Here is a 15447-nt window from a genome sequence, read left to right as displayed (position 1 = left end):
TTAGGTTGCCGCTTAATCCCGCCCCTGCGTCCCGCGTATGTTCGAGCCGAACGAGATCCTCAAGACGCTGACCGGGCGCGGTCTCGTGTCGGCCGAAGGGTGTGAGGCCGTCCGCGTCCGCTACCGGGTCGTGGTCGAGAGGCGCGAAGGCGGTGTCGTCGCCTACGGCAATCTGTACGGCAGCTATGCGGGCCTGCGACCGGTCTGGCTCGAGCCCGACGCCCAGCTCCGCCTGTCCAACGGCCGTCGCCTCAACATCTCCGTGACCGACCTGATCGGCGACACGGCCGAGTTCGAGAGCACCGGGCCGGTCGGCGCGGTCTGACGCCGGCCAGAGCCGTCCCGCAGATTCCGCGACCGACCCAGTGGTCCGCGTGCGCGACCCAAACCGATTCTCAAAAACGGGATGATTCGGCAATTTGTCGCGCGCGAACCCCACCGATCAGGCGGGGATCCGCGGAAAAACGGGATGCGGCGACTGGGCGCACAGCGGGCATTCGGGAAAATTCGGCAACCCATAGCCACCGAAGCGTCTTGCAGTGCAGTCCGCGGACCTGCAACGGCCGCGCGCCCGGGCGCGCCTAAATCCCGCCCACCGCGCGGGGGACGCATGCTTAAGCGCAGCAAAGCTCGCCTGTTTGCAAGGTCTGCATGGGACACGGACACAACCCCGTGAGACCGAGGCCAGAGCAGGCAGCATCTCTTGTGCGTCGCAACATTTCTTTTCGCAAACGCATAACATCCATCGTGCCTGTGTCACCCGAAAAGAAGCTTTCACCGTGTGCCCACAGGCGTCGAACAGCGAGTTGACGGCGCTCAAAAATCTCTTAAGGTCCGGGCAAGCCTCGGTTTCGAGGGAGACGCCTCAGGGATGGCGGCTCCTGGCTAGGGGATCAGTAGATCTCCTCGAAGTCCACTATGCCCGCTACCGAGGCGTCCATCCCTGTCGCAAACAGTCAGGTCGGAGTCCGAGCGACGCCACTCTCTTCGCGCGCCGTGAGAACTCTCAAGACTTGTCGGAGGAACCCATGAGAGCGGTACATCTCCTTGCGCTCGGCGCAGGTGTCGCGGCCGTCGCCGCGCCGGCGCTGGCCAATGAAAGCGTCATGAAGGGCATCGCCAACCCGGCGGAACAGGTTCTTCAGACGGTAGACTACGCGAATACGCGCTACTCGAAGCTCGACCAGATCAACGCCAAGAACGTCAAGGACCTGCAGGTCGCCTGGACGTTCTCGACCGGCGTGCTGCGCGGCCACGAGGGCTCGCCGCTCGTCGTCGGCAACATGATGTACGTGCACACGCCGTTCCCGAACATCGTGTACGCCCTCGACCTCGACCACGACGCGAAGATCGTCTGGAAGTACGAGCCGAAGCAGGATCCGTCCGTGATCCCGGTCATGTGCTGTGACACGGTCAACCGTGGTCTGGCCTACGCCGACGGCGCCATCCTCCTGCACCAGGCCGACACCACCCTCGTGTCGCTCGACGCCAAGACCGGCAAGGTCAACTGGTCGGTCGTGAACGGCGACCCGAAGAAGGGCGAGACCAACACCGCGACGGTTCTGCCGGTCAAGGACAAGGTCATCGTCGGCATCTCGGGCGGCGAGTTCGGCGTGCAGTGCCACGTCACCGCCTACGACCTGAAGACCGGCAAGAAGGTGTGGCGCGGCTACTCCGAGGGCCCGGACGATCAGCTGATCGTCGACCCGGAGAAGACCACCTCGCTCGGCAAGCCGATCGGCAAGGACTCCTCGCTGAAGACCTGGGAAGGCGATCAGTGGAAGACCGGCGGCGGCTGCACCTGGGGCTGGTTCTCGTACGACCCCAAGCTCGACCTGATGTACTACGGCTCGGGCAACCCCTCGACCTGGAACCCCAAGCAGCGTCCGGGCGACAACAAGTGGTCCATGACCATCTGGGCGCGTAACCCGGACACCGGCATGGCCAAGTGGGTCTACCAGATGACCCCCCACGACGAGTGGGACTACGACGGCATCAACGAAATGATCCTCACGGATCAGAAGATCGACGGCAAGGAGCAGCCGCTCCTGACCCACTTCGACCGTAACGGCTTCGGCTACACGCTGAACCGCGCGGACGGCACCCTCCTCGTCGCCGAGAAGTTCGACCCGGCCGTCAACTGGGCGACCAAGGTCGACATGGACAAGGGCTCGAAGAACTACGGCCGGCCGCTGGTCGTGTCGAAGTACTCGACCGAGCAGAACGGTGAGGACACCAACTCCAAGGGCATCTGCCCGGCGGCGCTGGGCACCAAGGATCAGCAGCCTGCGGCCTTCTCGCCGAAGACCAACCTGTTCTACGTGCCCACCAACCACGTCTGCATGGACTACGAGCCGTTCCGGGTGACCTACACCCCGGGCCAGCCCTACGTCGGTGCGACCCTCTCGATGTACCCGGCCCCGAACTCGCACGGCGGCATGGGCAACTTCATCGCGTGGGACGGCGTCAACGGCAAGATCAAGTGGACGAACCCCGAGCAGTTCTCGGTGTGGTCCGGTGCTCTGGCCACCGCTGGCGACGTCGTGTTCTACGGCACGCTTGAGGGCTACCTGAAGGCGGTCGACGACAAGACCGGCAAGGAGCTGTTCAAGTTCAAGACCCCGTCGGGCATCATCGGCAACGTGATGACCTACCAGCACAAGGGCAAGCAGTACGTGGGCGTCCTCTCGGGCGTCGGCGGCTGGGCCGGCATCGGCCTCGCGGCCGGCCTGACCGACCCGAACGCCGGCCTCGGCGCGGTGGGTGGCTACGCGGCTCTGTCGCAGTACACCAACCTCGGCGGTCAGCTGACGGTCTTCGCCCTGCCGAACTAATCGGCCGCAGGGTTTGAAGTGAAAAATGGTGCCGGCGCGGGTTCCCGCGCCGGCATCCTTGTGATTAGACTTTCTCGCAAGAGGCTGCGTCTCGGAGGGAGACCAAGAGCCTCGATCAAGGGAGACACATGCGTTGCTCAACCTCAGCAAGATCGTAACGCGGCCGGTTATCGCCGCCCTCGCCCTAGCGACCGTCTCGACGGTTGCCGTACATGCTGAGGATGCCAAGCCCGCCGACCCCAAGCTGGCGAATTCGCTGAACGCGAACGACAAGACCGCCGAGCAGGATGACAAGCTCCTGAAGAAGGACGCGGCCGTGAAGGTCGACGACGGCAAGTACTTCGACGCCGAGGGCCACCCGACGTTCCACGTGACCCAGGACGGCAAGATGCTCGACTGGTACACCTACTCGGGCTACCGCCGCTATCACGCCGAGTGCCACGTCTGCCACGGCCCGGACGGCATGGGCTCGACCTACGCGCCGGCCCTCAAGGACTCGCTGAAGCACCTCTCCTACGAGGAGTTCATCGGCATCCTGGCGGGCGGCAAGCAGGAAGTGAACGCCGCCGAGCAGAAGGTCATGCCGGCCTTCGGCGACAACAAGAACGTCATGTGCTACTCGGACGACCTCTACGTCTACCTCAAGGCGCGCGCCTCCGGCGCGATCGGGCGTATCCGTCCCTCCGAGCACGAGGGCAAGCCCGAGACCGCCAAGAAGGCGGAGAAGGAATGCATGGGCGGCTGATGTCGTCTCCTGCCCGGATCGCCGTTCTCTGCGCCCTGACCGTCTTCGGGGCGCAGGGCGCGCTCGCCCAGCATCTGCCGGATACCGTCACCACCGACGTGCTGCGCGTCTGCGGTGATCCGGGCAACATGCCGTTCTCCGAACGCAAGGAGGACGGCTTCGAGAACAAGATCGCGGCGATCATCGCCGACGAGTTGAAGATCAAGGTCCGCTACTACTGGCTGACGCAGGGTCCGGGCTTCGTGCGCAACACGCTCGGAACCGGCCTCTGCGACGTCATCATGGGCCAGGCCTTCGGAAGCGACCTCGTCCAGACCACCAATCCCTATTATCGATCGGCCTACACGCTGGTCACCCGCGCGGGCGAACTCGACGGTGTGACGGCCCTCGACGACCCGCGGCTGAAGGGCAAGAGCATCGGCGTGATCGCCGGGACGCCGCCGGTCAACCGGATGGGCGAACTGGGCCTCGTCTCGGCCATGAAGGCCTACGCGCCCTACCAGCTCGACCCGTCCCGCAAGCACCAGACGGTCGCTGCCGAGATCGTCGCGGCCCTGGCCGCGAAGGAGATCGACGCGGCCGTCCTCTGGGGCCCGGCGGCGGGCTGGCTCGCCAAGCAGTCCGGCACGCCCATGAGCGTCGTGCCACTGCTGAAGGAGCCGGAGCGTCCGCCGATGGCGTACCGGATCGCCATGGGTGTCCGGATCGGCGAGAACGACTGGAAGCGCTCGCTGAACACCATCCTGCGCAAGCGCAAGGCCGACATCGACAAGGTCCTGCGCGACTACGACGTGCCGCTCCTCGACGAGGAAGAGAACAAGCTCGTCGTCCCCGGCGAGCGCTGACGCGCAGCGCCGCGGCGCGCGCCGCCATCAGGCGCGCGCGATACCGGTCGAGTCGAGCTTCGCCAGGGCGTCCACCACGCGCTCGCCGCCGATGACGAGGTCGGGCGCGATCTCGGCCAGCGGGACGAGCACGAAGGCCCGCTCGCGCACGTAGCGGTGCGGCAAGACGAGGCGCGCGTCGTCGATGTTGGCGCCCTCGTAGGCCAGGACGTCGATGTCGATCACACGGGGCCCCCAGCGCTCCTCGCGGATCCGGCCGAGGTCGTGCTCCACCCGCAGGCAGGCGTCGAGCAGCCCGTGCGGATCGAGGTCGGTCTCGACGGCCACGGCCCCATTCAGGAACCACGGCTGATCGGTCTTGCCCCAGGGCGGGGTCCGGTAGTCGGCCGAGCGCGCCACGACGTCGATGCCCGGGATCGCGGCGAGACCGGTGACCGCGCGGTCGAGCATCGCGGCCATGTCGCCGACATTGCTGCCGATGCCGAGATACGCCCTCATCGACCGGCTCCGCGGCGGCGCGTGATCGCGACGCCGACGCTGTCCAGGATGGCGGGGACGGGCGCGCTCGGCTTGTCGACCTGCACGGTGATGGCGTCGACCTGCGCGAAGCGCGCGAGGATCTCCGCGGCGACCGTCTCGGCCAGGGCCTCGATCAGGTTGAACCGGCGCTCGGTGGCGATCGCGACCGCCACCGCCGTGAGATCCGCGTAGCTCACCGTGCCGGCCACGTCGTCGGAGCGGCCCGCCGGGCCGAGATCGAGTTCCGCTTCCAGGGAGATGTAGAAGCGCTGACCGAGCACCGCCTCCTCGGCCAGCACGCCGTGCCGGCCGAACACGGCGATCCGGGTGACGCGGATCAGGTCGCCCGCCATGCTCAGCGCGCCTCCGGCCGCATCACGGCGTCGACGACGCGCATCGCGTCGATATGCGCGGCCACGTCGTGCACGCGCACGATATCGGCCCCGAGGGTCGCCGCGACGGCGTGGGCGGCGAGGGACCCGTGCAGGCGGTCCGCCGGACGGGTCTCGCGGTCGTGCAGGCGTCCGAGGAGCGACTTGCGCGAGACGCCGACGAGGACCGGAAAGCCGAGGGTGCGGATCTCGGGCAGCCGCCGCAGCGCCTCGAGATGCTGGTTCCAGGTCTTGCCGAACCCGACACCCGGGTCGAGCACGATCTCGGAATCCGCGAGGCCCGCCCGGTGGGCGATCGCGAGGGACCGCTCGAAGAAGGCCAGCATGTCGGCGACGATGTCGAGCTCCGGCTCGATCGTCTCGCGGTTGTGCATGATGATGACCGGCGCGCCGTGGGCGGCCGCGACGTTTGCGATGTCGGGCTCGCGCTGGAGGCCCCAGACGTCGTTCACGATCCGCGCGCCGGCCTCGAGCGCGGCGCGCGCCGTCGAGGCCTTGTAGGTGTCGATCGAGATCGGCACCGGCAGCCGCGGCGCCACGGCCCGGATGACCGGCACGACGCGCGCCTGCTCCTCCTCGGCGGGGACCGGAACGTGGCCGGGCCGCGTCGATTCCCCGCCGACGTCGAGGATCGCCGCCCCCTCGGCGACCAGCCGCTCGGCCTGGGCCACGGCCTCGGCCTCCCCGGCGAACAGCCCGCCGTCGGAGAAGGAATCGGGCGTGACGTTGAGGATGCCCATGACCAGCGTGCGGCCGCCGAGCGCCGGCAGCAGGTCGGACAGGCGGGAAGAGGGGGTCACAGGCGGGTCCCGTTCACGAGCGCGGTTCGGGAGCCGGTGTGCGCGAATCGGGAGGCCGGCGCAACGCCGGCCTCACCGTGCGGCCCAGACCTGCGCGTCAGCCGTGGTAGCAGCGGATCTCGGCCTCGGCCTGGGCGCGGCGCAGCTCCGCGACCTTGTCGTCGAAGATCTTGGTCGACTTGAACTCGTTCGCCCGGTTGCCGATGCCCTGCCGCATCGAGAGCACCGTGCTCGCCTGAACGTACTTGTCGTAGGGGAGGATCGCGGCGAGCTGGTCCAGCGAGCACGAGCATTTCTGCAGGCTCTCGCGGGTCTGGCCGTTGGCGGCCATGCAGCCGAACACGTAGTCGACCCGCGCGTCGGTCGGGTAGTCGTTCTCCTCGGCGGCCCAGCCGGCCAGGCCCGACAGCGTCAGGGCGAGGGCGGCCAGCGCGCTCCGTTCAGCCAGCCTTCTGATCATAGCTCAGCTTCTCCTCAAGCAGTTCGCCGCCGTCGGGGCTCTTCGACGACGCCTCGATCGAGACGATCTCGCCCGGGACCGAGGGCGCGGTCACGAAAGTATAGGTCATGTCGTCCATGCCGCGCATGCGCTGCGCCATCGAGTCGCCCGCGAACGGCTTCGTGACCACGCGCCAGCCGTCGACCTCGCGGCCGCCGATGTCCACCTTGGTCGGCGTCACCGTCGCCTTCTCGCGCAGGCCCTTGCGGATCGCGAGCTTGAGGTAGCGCGGGTTCGCCTCCAGCACCTTCGCGACGGCCCGGAGATGGTTCTCGAGGAAGAGCGAGACGACCGGGTTGCCTGCCATGTCCTCGAACGGGCCGGCCGGCATCCGGTTCAGCCCGGAGAACATCACGACGCTGATGTCGCGGCCCTCGGCGGTCTTCCCGGGCGTCACCTTCAGCTGGATCGTGTCCTCGAGCGGCGCCCCGAACGGCCCCTTCGAGATCCCCGAGCGGCGCAGGTAATCGTAGGTCAGCGTCGAGCCCGCGGCCGTGTTCTTCATGTGCGGCTGGTCGAACAGCAGATCCGCCGCGGAGGGCGGGGCGGCGGCGTTCGCCGGGGTGACGGTGGCGGGCTTCGGCGCGTCCTCGGCGAGGGCCGGCAGCGCGGCCAGAGCCAGCGCGACCGACGTCGCGGCGAGACCCCTCACGACAAGACTTCTCACGAGTTCACTTCCTCCTTGAGCGGCGACCGGACGTTGCTGCCGATCGTCCGGTAGACGTAGTCGGGCGGGTTCTCGGCCGCCTCCTCGGTGGCGAGCGCCCGCACCTTGGCGTGGAGCGGCGAGAGCGAGCAGGCCGGGTCCGTGGCGGCCGCGTCGCCGGCGAGCGCGAGCGCCTGGCAGCGGCAGCCGCCCCAGTCCTTCTCGCGCCGGTCGCAGGAGCGGCAGGGCTCCTTCATCCAGTCGGTGCCGCGATAGGCCGTGAAGGCCGGCGAGTCGCGCCAGATCTCGCCGAGCGAGCGGTCGTTGACGTTCCAGAACTCCAGACCCGGGATCGTCTCGGCCGCGTGGCAGGGCAGGACCTTGCCCTGGGGCGTGACGTTCATCAGCTTGCGGCCCCAGCCGCCCGCGCAGGCCTTCGGGTACTTCGCGTAATAGTCGGGCACGACGAGGTCGATGACGAGCTGGCCCTTCAGGCGCTCCCGGGCCGCCTCGACGATCCGGATCGACTCGTCCACCTGCGCCTTGTCGGGCATCAGCGCCGCCCGGTTGACGTAGGCCCAGCCGTAATACTGCGTGTGCGCCACCTCGAGCCGCTTGGCGCCCATCTTCACCGCGAGATCGATGAAGCCCGCCACCTCGTGGATGTTGCCGCGGTGGATCACCGAGTTCAGCGTAAGGGGCAGGCCGAGCTCCACCACCTTGGCGGCGAACTCGAACTTCTGCGGCTGCGCGTTCTTCAGGCCGCCGATCTTCTCGGCGTTCTGCGCGTCGACGCCCTGCACCGACAGCTGCACGTGGTCGAGCCCGACGTCGTAGAGCGCCTGCAGCTTGCCCAGCGCCCCGCCGACGCCGGAGGTGATCAGGTTCGAGTACAGGCCCAGATCGGCACAGGTCTTGGTGATCTCGACGATGTCGTTGCGCGCCGTCGGCTCGCCGCCGGACAGGTGCACGTGCAGGACGCCGAGCGCCGCGGCCTCCCCGAGCACGCGCTGCCACGTCTGCGTGTCGAGCTCGCCCGACCGCCGGTCGAGCTCGAGCGGGTTCGAGCAGTACGGGCAGCGCAGCGGGCAGCGGTGGGTCAGCTCGGCGAGCAGACCGACCGGGGCCGGCGCATCGGGGCGGTTCGGCGTCAGCGCGTTCATCGCTCGAGAACCCGTTTCTCCGCGAGGCCGTCGAGCATCACCAGGATGTCGGCCTCGATGGCGCGGGGATCGGCCGCGTAGGTCTTGCCCAGCTCGTCCGCGATGTCGGCGACGCTCCGCGCGCCGTCCACGAGCTTCAGGACCGCCACGGCGTTGTCGTCGAGGTCGAAGGTGCGCTCGGGGGCGAGCAGGACCCACTTGCCGCGGGTCTCGTCGTTGCGCAGCCGGACGCCGCGCGGCAGCCGCGGACGGTCGCCGGCCGCCATCTTCCCGCCGGCCGCTCCAGGCTTGGCCTGAGACGCCTCGGCCACCAGACCCTCGCCGGGCTGCCACGCGTCCGGCGGGACCATGCCGGGGGCCACGTAGGCGAAGTACAGGGCGTCGAGCTGCGTCCACAGCACGGTGCACTTGAACGTCAGCGCCGCCATCGCCTGCCGCTGCAGCTCCGGCGTCGTGGCGTGCTGCTTCACGTAGTCCAGGGCGAAGTCCGCGTCCCGCGGCGCCTGGGTCAGGCGCTTGTCGAAATAGGCCAGCGTGTCCTTGGTGATGAAGTCGTAGTTCTTCAGCATCCCGGCCACGCGCTCGGAGATGATCGTCGGCGAGAACATCTCGGTCAGCGACGAGGCGATCGCCTCCAGGAGCGTCCGCTCGGAGACGAAGTGGACGTAGGCCTCAACCGAGAACTTCGTGGCCGACAGGATGCCGCGGGTCGACAGCACGTAGTCGCGGTCGAAGCCGACGCCCTCGGCCAGCTTGAGCCAGCGCTCGATGCCGCCGTCACCCTCGTGGTCGCCGTCGTGGTCGACGATCCGCTGGCGCCAGATCCGCCTCAGCGACGCGTCGGTCATCCGCGCCAGCACGGCGGCGTCCTTCACCGGGATCATCGCCTGGTAGTAGTAGCGATTCAGCGCCCAGGCCCGGACCTGGTCCTTCGACAGCTTGCCGTCGTGCAGCAGCCGATGGAACGGGTGCAGGTTGTGGTAGCGGCGCGCGCCGATGTCGCGCAGGGCCGCCTCCAGTTCCTCGGGACTCAGGAGACGCTGGCTGTCGGCGGCATCGGGGGTCGGGAAAATGGCGTTCATGGCGTGTCCGGCGTCCGTCCTCAGGTCGCGTTTCCTGTGTTCCGATCCCGCCCTCGTGCGCGGGGCGACTGTCCGGGCTCAGCCACGATATAGTGCCGTCCCCCCGAGCGCCCAACGGTCGACGGCGACCGTCGGCCGCGCATTCGGCCGCGGCGCCGCAATACGGCAGGCCGTCGGCGCCCCGCCCTAGAGCGTCAGACCCAGCCCGTCATGCGCCACGGTCCAGCCGGCCGCCTCGACATCGGCCCGCTCCGGCGAGCCCTCGACCAGGACCGGGTTCGTGTTGTTGATGTGCACGAAGACGCGGCGCCCGATCTCGACCGAAGCCAGGGCGTCGATCGAGCCGTTCTCGCCGCGCATCGGCACGTGACCCATGCGCCAGCCGGTCTTGGTGCCGACGCCGGCCCGGATCATGTCGTCGTCGTGCAGGACGGTTCCGTCGAACAGCAGCGCGTCCACGCCGGCGATGCGCGCGCGCAGACCGTCCGTCACCCGGGCACATCCGGGAATGTAGGCGAGGCGCCGGCCACCGGCCTCGATCAGGGCGCCGACCGTGGTCTCGGTCTCGGCGCCGATCTGCATGGTCTCGTCCTCCAGCCAGAGCGGCACCTTGCCGGGAACCGAGAAGAGGGTGACCGCCAGGCCGGGGAGGGGCTCGAAGCGTTGGTCCATGCCGATCGGCTGACGGGCGACGACGCCCTCGGCCATCACGTCGAAGACGCGGTTGGCATTGACCGAATCGAGGATCCCGCGCGTGCCGTAGAGCGTGTAGGGCTGACCTTCGCGCAGGGTCAGGAGACCCGCGACATGGTCGACGTCGCCGTTGGTCAGGAGCACGGCGCGGATCGGCGAGTGGCGCAGACCCTCGCGCGGATGCATCTGTGCATTATCGAAGAGCTGTTGCCGGATATCCGGCGAGGCGTTGATCAGCAGCCAGTCCGACCCGTCCGCGGAGACCGCGATGCTCGACTGGGTCCGGGGCCGCACCCGGTCCGGCTCGGACCGCGCCAGCGTGCAGATGGGGCAGCGGCAATTCCACTGGGGAAGGCCGCCGCCGGCCGCGGAACCGAGGATCACGACGCGCATGGTGCGGCTCCCGAGATCCCCGGCCCGTGAAACTCAGTTGAAGGTGTCGATCTCGGCCGACTCGTAGCTCGTCACTTCCATGCCGACGCAGATCTCGGACACGATCGGGGCAGCCCACTTCATGGTGTTTCTCCTCAGGCAACATCTACACCGAGTGCCGCGCGGTTCCTAAGAGGACCCTAAGACACTGATGGCGCTCTCATTTCCGGCGCCGGAGAGGTATCGACGATTCACGCGCGGGCTTCAAGCACTAAGTTGCCGGATCCTCCCAAATTTTTCGTGAGAGACTTCCTAAGCGTCCGGAAACCATCACGAAATGGGCGGGCCTGCGACTAAAGTACAGGGGCCTACTGCCGGAAGTCGGGACCGCGCAGTTCCAGCATGAATCCTTTACCCCGCACGGTGACGAGGCCGGGCCCGCCGTAGCGCACGAAATCGGCCATCTTGGAGCGCAGGTAGCCGATATAGACGTCGACCACGTTGAGGGAGAGCCCGCCCTGGCTCGCCCACAGCCGGTCGAAGATGTCGGCGCGCGAGACCGGCTTGCCGATATTCTCCATCAGCATGGCCAGCAGGTCGGCCTCGCGGGGCGTGAGGCGGGCGCTCGCCTCGCCGCAGCTCGCCTGCCGGGTCTCGAGGTCGAGCATCAGCTTGCCGGCGGTGATGCGCGAGCGCGGCGCCTCCGCCTGCTCCCGGCGCATCAGGTGGGTCCGCAGGCGCGCGACCAGCTCGTCGAACTCGAAGGGCTTGATGATGTAGTCGTCGGCGCCGAGCGCCAGGCCCTCGGCCCGGTCGCGGATTTCGTCGCGGGCCGAGAGGAACAGGATCGCGCCCGGGAAGCCGCCCTCGCGCAGGGACCGGCAGACGTCGTGGCCCGAACCGTCCGGGAGGTTGATGTCGAGCAGCACCGCGCCGGGAGCCGGGTCGTGGGCCGCCTTCAGGGCCTCGTCGACGCAGGCCGCCGTCCCGACCTCGAATCCCTCGGCCTCGAGCCCTCGGGCGAGGAGGCCGCGGATGTCGATATCGTCCTCGACGATCAGGATCCGCGTCATGCGGCCGACTCCTTCACCTGCGCGCCCAGTTGGGCGCCCACTTGGGCGCCAACGGCAGCGCCGTCGACCGGGCCCGTCTCCCATGCCGGATCGCAGGCCGGGATGTCCAGGGTGACCCGGGCCCCGCGCCCGTCCGGCCCGGGGCCGAGCCGGATCGTGCCACCGTGCTGCTCCACGATCCACCGCGCGAGCGCGAGCCCGATGCCGAACCCGGTCTCGTCCGGTCCGGCGCCCGAGCCGCGCTTGAAGCGCTCGAACAGCGCGTCCTCCGACGCGCCGAAGCCCGGTCCGTCATCCGTGATGGTGATCCGTCCGACCGGTCCGGGCCCTGCCGATAGGGCGACCTCGACCCGGGTGAGGCCGGCGGCGTGGCGGAGCGCGTTGTCGACGAGGCTCTCGACGGTCTGGCGCATCCACTCGCGGTCGGCGAGGCTCTCGACGTCGCGGGAGCCGGGATCGAGGGTGAGGCCCACCCGGCGCCGCGCCGCCTCGGAACTCATGTTGTCCACCGCCTCCGCCAGGACCTGGGCCAGCCCCAGGCGGCGCTTGTCGAACGCGATCTCGCCGGATTCTGAGCGCGCGACGCGCAGCAGGTCCTCGACGCGCAGCTTGAGGCGCTGCGCCCGCTTCTTGATCGTCGCGAAGACCGGTCCCGGATCGGTGCCCCGGGACGCGCCGCGCAGGGCGAGGTCGCACTCGCCCAGAATCACCGTCAGTGGCGTGCGCAGCTCGTGGCTGACATCGGCGAAGAAGCGGCGGCGGGACTGATCGACGGCCTCGAGCCGAGCGTTGGCGGCGCGCAGATCGGCGGTGCGGGCCGCCACGGTGTCCTCCAGCGCCGCCCTGTCGGCCGCCACCCGCGATTCCCGGCGAGCGAGGCGGGCGGCCATGCGGTTGACGTTGGTCATGAGCAGGCCGAGCTCGTCCCGCGTGGCGACGGAGAGGCGCGTGTCCAGGGCGCCGTGGCCGATGGCGCTCGCGGCGCGGCGGACCTCCTCGATGCGGGCCAGGGTCGGCCGGGTGACGCCGCGGTAGAGGATCGCCAGCAGCACGAGGGCCGCGGCCACCGCGGCGGCGGCGGCCACCCGCAGGCGCTCCGAGAGCGCCCGGGCCTCCTCGGAGCCGAGCGCCATGCTGCGCCGCTCGGCCTCGATCAGGAACGAGAGCGGCTGACCGGTCATGGCACCGAAACCGTTGAGCGCGCCCTTGATCGCGTCCTGACGCCGCTCCGGCTCGGTCTGGCGGCTGATCAGCGACACCTGCCGGTCCAGCACGGCGCGCGCCGCGCGCAGCTGCGCCATGGGGCGGGTGCGGGCGGCGTACTGCATCCGGTCGGCCGGGTCGTCGCTCGGCGGGAAGCTCTTGGCGAGCGCCTCGTCCACGGTGGTCAGGGCGCGGTCGGCGTTGTCGCGGGCGATCGCCATCGCCTCGGGCTGGCCGTCGGGATTGCCAACGGTCTCCACCGCCGCGAGACCGAACTGCGTGAGGCGGCCGGACAGCTCGGCCAGCAGCTCCAGGCGCCGCTGGGCCTCGAGGGTCCGGTCGACGGTGCGCTCCGCCGCCCCGATGGCCGCCAAGGCGGCCGCGGCGGCCAGCATCACCACGATGGCGGTGCCGCCGAGCAGGAGCGCGAAGCGGACCTTCAGCGAGCGCATCGTCCCCGTCCCGCCCTCAATCCCGCCGTGCAGGCGGGCCCGAGCATGGCACCGCCGGGGCGCCGAACCAAGGTCCCGTCACAGGTCCTTCGGCAGGCTGCCCTTCGCGGCGCAGCGCCACCGCTCCACGTGCCATTCCGGATGCGCCGCCTGCCACGTCGCGAGCGCGCTCTGCGAGTTGCGCAGGCACACGAAGGGGCTCGATTTCTCGAAGGACATCTCGATCCGGTCCTCGCGGCAGGTCGAGGGCTGGGCGACGAGACAGATCGACAGCAGAAGCAGCATGGGCGCCTCCCCGGGCTGCCGGCCTCGTGCGGGCCGGCTTGGCGGGGAGCATAGGACGCGTCCACGCCCCTTGCCCAGGCGGCGTCAGGCCGCGACCCAGATCTCGCCCTTGGCGATCGTCGCGAGGTCGCCGGAATAGCGGCGCAGCGGCTTGCCGAGGAGGTCGGCGTGCTCGGCGCTCAGGCCGCGCAGGGCCTTGGCCAGCAGCCGCAGGAACACGAGGTCGTGCGTCCCGGTCTCCACGAAGGTCGGCGACATCCGGCCGTGGCTGCCGACGAGGAGCGTCCCGCGGCGCATGCCGAAGCCGGGATGATCGCCCACCGCGAGCGCCGCCAGGGTGCCGGCGATCATGCGCGAGCCCGCGAAGGCGCCCGCGCGCCCGGCCACGATCGTCCCGCGCCGCATCCGATCGCCGAGATGGGCGCCGGCGCTACCGCGGATGATCAGCGTCGCGCCGTCGAGGCCGGCCTTCGCGGCGTAGACCGCGCCACCGGCATAGTCCCCGGCATCGCCCTCGACGGTGATCGTGCCGCCGGTTGCACCGGAGGCCGCGTAGGGTCCGGCATGGCCGGTGACGGTCAGGCTGCCGCCCGCCATGCCGGCGCCGAGGCGCTGGCCGACATCGCCGGTCACCCGGATCGTACCTTCGGACAGCGACGCCCCGACCCGGTCGAGGCGCTCGTGGCCGCCCTCGATGGTCAGGGTGTCGGAGCCGTCCAGCGCGACCGCGAAGCAGTCGCCGAGGCGCACGCCGGTCCGGGTCGTCCCGATCTCGAGGCGCTCGGCCTCGCCCTGGGACAGGCGGCTGAGCGCCCGAGGGTTGACGTTCAGGAGGTCCAGGCGCTCGGGCGGGGCCGCGCGCAGGGTGAGGGTGCTCACGGCTCAGCCCTCCGGCTTGGCGCTGTCGCGCGCGATCAGGTCGCGCAGGTGGTAGTGGTGGCGGCCGAGATTGCCGCCGTAATTGCCGGCCGTGACGGCGATCAGCCCGTGCTTGCCGCCGATCTCGGTGGCGGCGTGCAGGCCGGCGCGCATCGAGTCGGACACGCCCTGCGAGGTGAGGGCGTCGATCACGATCTCCAGCACCACGCCGCACTCGGCCGGGAGCGCCGAGCCGGCACGGCCCTTCAGGGTCGGGCAGTAGGCGTCGTTCGTCGAGGCCATCATGCCCTTGGTCCGGCCGCCGACCTTGGAGCCGGAGCGGACGATGCCGCCCGGGAACGGCAGGATCGCGCCCGGGACCGCCTTGGCGGCCTCGACGGCGATCTCGGCGACCTTCAGCGTCTCGGCGTGATTGCGCCCGAGGAACAGCAGGTTGCCGCCGCCGACCGCGCCGTCGACGGCCCGGACCGAGTCCTCGCAGAGGAACTCGCCGTCCATCACCGGGATGCGCCAGTAGCGCCGGGCCTTGCCGGTGGCGTCGGGCAGGCGCTTGGCCACCGCGAAGCCGTCGCCGAAGTACCGGATCGCGCCGCCGAGCTTGATCTTGGTCGGCCCGTCGACGCCCGCGTAGCAGGCGGTGCCCGGGCAGGTGAGGATGCACTGCCCGACGCGCTTGATCAGCTGGTCCTTGAGGCCGTTCGGCTCGAAGCCGAACAGCAGGATGCGCACGCCCGGCCGCCCGTCCGGCGTCTCCTCGGGCGACAGCTCGGCGTCGATGCCGGCCTCGGCGCCGCAGCCGATCACCGAGGTGGCGAAGCCGGTCATCGTGGTCGCGGCGATCATCGCCCACTTGGCGGTGTCATTCGTGACGATGATGGCCGTGCCGGCCACGTCGAACGCCTCCGCGAAGGTGTCGACGACCGGGATGCCGTTGAGGGTGAGGTCAGACATCGTACTTCCCGCGG

At 69.7% G+C, this 15447-nt stretch carries 18 protein-coding genes; 4 read left to right on the top strand and 14 right to left on the bottom strand.

What is annotated here, in order from left to right:
- The first annotated feature begins 37 nt into the window (after positions 1 to 37).
- The 4 genes from ASG32_RS00220 (at position 38) to xoxJ (ending at position 4424) form a co-directional block, all read left to right on the top strand.
- Positions 38 to 325 (top strand): hypothetical protein, encoded by a 288-nt coding sequence (locus tag ASG32_RS00220; RefSeq protein WP_020091819.1) that lies wholly within the window; start codon positions 38 to 40, stop codon positions 323 to 325.
- A gap of 703 nt (positions 326 to 1028) precedes the next feature.
- Positions 1029 to 2834, top strand: a complete 1806-nt coding sequence (gene xoxF1, locus ASG32_RS00215; protein WP_026604740.1) for a lanthanide-dependent methanol dehydrogenase XoxF1 — start codon at positions 1029 to 1031, stop codon at positions 2832 to 2834.
- 133 nt (positions 2835 to 2967) lie between these two features.
- Positions 2968 to 3579: a c-type cytochrome, methanol metabolism-related gene (locus ASG32_RS00210; RefSeq protein WP_020091821.1), complete on the top strand. Its 612-nt coding sequence runs from the start codon at positions 2968 to 2970 to the stop codon at positions 3577 to 3579.
- On the top strand, positions 3579 to 4424 hold the full coding sequence (gene xoxJ, locus ASG32_RS00205; RefSeq protein WP_348271880.1) for a rare earth element methanol dehydrogenase accessory protein XoxJ: 846 nt from the start codon (positions 3579 to 3581) through the stop codon (positions 4422 to 4424). The genes ASG32_RS00210 and xoxJ overlap by 1 nt, the downstream gene beginning before the upstream one ends.
- Before the next feature lie 27 nt (positions 4425 to 4451).
- On the opposite strand, the gene folK is transcribed toward xoxJ, so the two are convergent.
- The 14 genes from folK to fhcD all read right to left on the bottom strand — a co-directional run bounded on the left by folK (position 4452) and on the right by fhcD (position 15433).
- Positions 4452 to 4922, bottom strand: coding sequence for a 2-amino-4-hydroxy-6-hydroxymethyldihydropteridine diphosphokinase (folK, locus tag ASG32_RS00200; protein ID WP_056521189.1), 471 nt, complete (start codon positions 4920 to 4922; stop codon positions 4452 to 4454).
- Positions 4919 to 5296 carry a dihydroneopterin aldolase gene (folB, locus tag ASG32_RS00195; protein ID WP_020091824.1) on the bottom strand — a complete coding sequence of 126 codons (378 nt, stop codon included), beginning with the start codon at positions 5294 to 5296 and terminating at the stop codon, positions 4919 to 4921. The genes folK and folB overlap by 4 nt, the downstream gene beginning before the upstream one ends.
- A gap of 2 nt (positions 5297 to 5298) precedes the next feature.
- Positions 5299 to 6135, bottom strand: coding sequence for a dihydropteroate synthase (gene folP / locus ASG32_RS00190; RefSeq protein WP_056521186.1), 837 nt, complete (start codon positions 6133 to 6135; stop codon positions 5299 to 5301).
- A 97-nt stretch (positions 6136 to 6232) separates the two neighbouring features.
- The gene (locus tag ASG32_RS00185) at positions 6233 to 6595 is read right to left on the bottom strand and encodes a hypothetical protein (protein WP_020091826.1); all 363 of its coding nucleotides are present in this window, start codon (positions 6593 to 6595) and stop codon (positions 6233 to 6235) included.
- A complete protein-coding gene (locus ASG32_RS00180; RefSeq protein ID WP_244491749.1) occupies positions 6576 to 7286 on the bottom strand; it encodes a hypothetical protein in 711 nt (236 codons plus the stop codon). The genes ASG32_RS00185 and ASG32_RS00180 overlap by 20 nt, the downstream gene beginning before the upstream one ends.
- 11 nt (positions 7287 to 7297) lie before the next feature.
- Entirely contained in the window at positions 7298 to 8443 is a 1146-nt protein-coding gene (gene pqqE / locus ASG32_RS00175) for a pyrroloquinoline quinone biosynthesis protein PqqE (protein WP_056521179.1), read from the bottom strand.
- Entirely contained in the window at positions 8440 to 9525 is a 1086-nt protein-coding gene (gene pqqC / locus ASG32_RS00170; protein ID WP_020091829.1) for a pyrroloquinoline-quinone synthase PqqC, read from the bottom strand. Before pqqC ends, pqqE begins: the two co-directional genes overlap by 4 nt.
- A gap of 186 nt (positions 9526 to 9711) precedes the next feature.
- Positions 9712 to 10611, bottom strand: a complete 900-nt coding sequence (gene pqqB / locus ASG32_RS00165) for a pyrroloquinoline quinone biosynthesis protein PqqB (protein WP_056521176.1) — start codon at positions 10609 to 10611, stop codon at positions 9712 to 9714.
- A 33-nt stretch (positions 10612 to 10644) separates the two neighbouring features.
- Positions 10645 to 10734, bottom strand: a complete 90-nt coding sequence (pqqA, locus tag ASG32_RS00160) for a pyrroloquinoline quinone precursor peptide PqqA (RefSeq protein ID WP_012317526.1) — start codon at positions 10732 to 10734, stop codon at positions 10645 to 10647.
- A gap of 224 nt (positions 10735 to 10958) precedes the next feature.
- Positions 10959 to 11663 carry a response regulator transcription factor gene (locus ASG32_RS00155; protein ID WP_020091831.1) on the bottom strand — a complete coding sequence of 235 codons (705 nt, stop codon included), beginning with the start codon at positions 11661 to 11663 and terminating at the stop codon, positions 10959 to 10961.
- Positions 11660 to 13318: a HAMP domain-containing sensor histidine kinase gene (locus ASG32_RS00150; RefSeq protein ID WP_056521173.1), complete on the bottom strand. Its 1659-nt coding sequence runs from the start codon at positions 13316 to 13318 to the stop codon at positions 11660 to 11662. Before ASG32_RS00150 ends, ASG32_RS00155 begins: the two co-directional genes overlap by 4 nt.
- A gap of 78 nt (positions 13319 to 13396) precedes the next feature.
- Positions 13397 to 13603 carry a hypothetical protein gene (locus ASG32_RS00145; protein ID WP_012317529.1) on the bottom strand — a complete coding sequence of 69 codons (207 nt, stop codon included), beginning with the start codon at positions 13601 to 13603 and terminating at the stop codon, positions 13397 to 13399.
- 84 nt (positions 13604 to 13687) lie between these two features.
- A complete protein-coding gene (locus tag ASG32_RS00140; RefSeq protein WP_056521171.1) occupies positions 13688 to 14482 on the bottom strand; it encodes a formylmethanofuran dehydrogenase subunit C in 795 nt (264 codons plus the stop codon).
- A gap of 3 nt (positions 14483 to 14485) precedes the next feature.
- On the bottom strand, positions 14486 to 15433 hold the full coding sequence (fhcD, locus tag ASG32_RS00135) for a formylmethanofuran--tetrahydromethanopterin N-formyltransferase (RefSeq protein WP_020091835.1): 948 nt from the start codon (positions 15431 to 15433) through the stop codon (positions 14486 to 14488).
- Positions 15434 to 15447: the final 14 nt, after the last annotated feature.

This window comes from Methylobacterium sp. Leaf361, from assembly GCF_001424445.1.
Classification (GTDB): domain Bacteria; phylum Pseudomonadota; class Alphaproteobacteria; order Rhizobiales; family Beijerinckiaceae; genus Methylobacterium.
This window is presented reverse-complemented; position numbering and strand designations above follow the sequence as displayed.

Coding starts and splice junctions, on each gene's coding strand:
- ASG32_RS00220 (WP_020091819.1), top strand. CDS start 38: ATGTTCGAGCCGAACGAGATCCTCAAGACGCTGACCGGGCGCGGTCTC.
- xoxF1 (WP_026604740.1), top strand. CDS start 1,029: ATGAGAGCGGTACATCTCCTTGCGCTCGGCGCAGGTGTCGCGGCCGTC.
- xoxJ (WP_348271880.1), top strand. CDS start 3,579: ATGTCGTCTCCTGCCCGGATCGCCGTTCTCTGCGCCCTGACCGTCTTC.
- folK (WP_056521189.1), bottom strand. CDS start 4,922: ATGAGGGCGTATCTCGGCATCGGCAGCAATGTCGGCGACATGGCCGCG.
- folB (WP_020091824.1), bottom strand. CDS start 5,296: ATGGCGGGCGACCTGATCCGCGTCACCCGGATCGCCGTGTTCGGCCGG.
- ASG32_RS00185 (WP_020091826.1), bottom strand. CDS start 6,595: ATGATCAGAAGGCTGGCTGAACGGAGCGCGCTGGCCGCCCTCGCCCTG.
- pqqE (WP_056521179.1), bottom strand. CDS start 8,443: ATGAACGCGCTGACGCCGAACCGCCCCGATGCGCCGGCCCCGGTCGGT.
- pqqC (WP_020091829.1), bottom strand. CDS start 9,525: ATGAACGCCATTTTCCCGACCCCCGATGCCGCCGACAGCCAGCGTCTC.
- pqqB (WP_056521176.1), bottom strand. CDS start 10,611: ATGCGCGTCGTGATCCTCGGTTCCGCGGCCGGCGGCGGCCTTCCCCAG.
- pqqA (WP_012317526.1), bottom strand. CDS start 10,734: ATGAAGTGGGCTGCCCCGATCGTGTCCGAGATCTGCGTCGGCATGGAA.
- ASG32_RS00155 (WP_020091831.1), bottom strand. CDS start 11,663: ATGACGCGGATCCTGATCGTCGAGGACGATATCGACATCCGCGGCCTC.
- ASG32_RS00150 (WP_056521173.1), bottom strand. CDS start 13,318: ATGCGCTCGCTGAAGGTCCGCTTCGCGCTCCTGCTCGGCGGCACCGCC.
- ASG32_RS00145 (WP_012317529.1), bottom strand. CDS start 13,603: ATGCTGCTTCTGCTGTCGATCTGTCTCGTCGCCCAGCCCTCGACCTGC.
- fhcD (WP_020091835.1), bottom strand. CDS start 15,433: ATGTCTGACCTCACCCTCAACGGCATCCCGGTCGTCGACACCTTCGCG.